The 584-nt window shown below is 68.2% G+C and carries 1 protein-coding gene; it reads left to right on the forward strand.

Annotated elements, in window-relative coordinates:
• Nucleotides 1–164: 164 nt before the first annotated feature.
• Nucleotides 165–581: a PilZ domain-containing protein gene (locus tag AC2JF9_RS08300; RefSeq protein ID WP_500726847.1), complete on the forward strand. Its 417-nt coding sequence runs from the start codon at nt 165–167 to the stop codon at nt 579–581.
• Nucleotides 582–584 lie beyond the last annotated feature (3 nt).

The raw sequence follows: 584 nt of genomic DNA on the forward strand, positions 1-584 counted from the left end.
ATTCCGGGCTCTTCTCGGTCGCAGAAACTGCCTAGCCGAGGGAGGTCGGACGCACAACACCGCTTTGCCCGACGGGCGCATGTCTTCCGAGTCCGTTCACGTCCCGTTGTTCACCGGGTGCTAGCGTGCGCGCGATATCGCAAGAGACCGTGCGGACACATTCCGTGGCTGGGACCCCCTCCAACCGATCGAGCCCTAGGACCAGGACGCTGCTGCAGGCGCGCGCCGAGTTCAGCGGTGGTGCCGCGACGGTCGAATGTACGATCAGGGACCTGTCCGAGACGGGAGCCCGGCTCCAGGTGCCGGAAAGCGCCGTGCTGCCGCCCCGGTTCTCCCTGTACGTCCCCAAGCATGGGCGCCGCTACAACGCCGTGCTGCGTTGGTTTCGCCAGGGCTTTGCCGGGGTCGAGTTCGAAGACGAGCGCGGCGCCAAGGGCGGCGAGGGCGACCCGGAGAGCCAGGTCGCGAAGCTCGAGGCGGAAGTGACGCGGTTGCGGCGCGTCCTCGAGGCCATCCGGGCCGATCCGAGCCAGGCGCGGCTCCTCTTGGAGCGATTCGACCTGACCTCGCACCAGGTCTAGCCG

This window comes from Lactobacillus sp. C449L, from assembly GCF_059900815.1.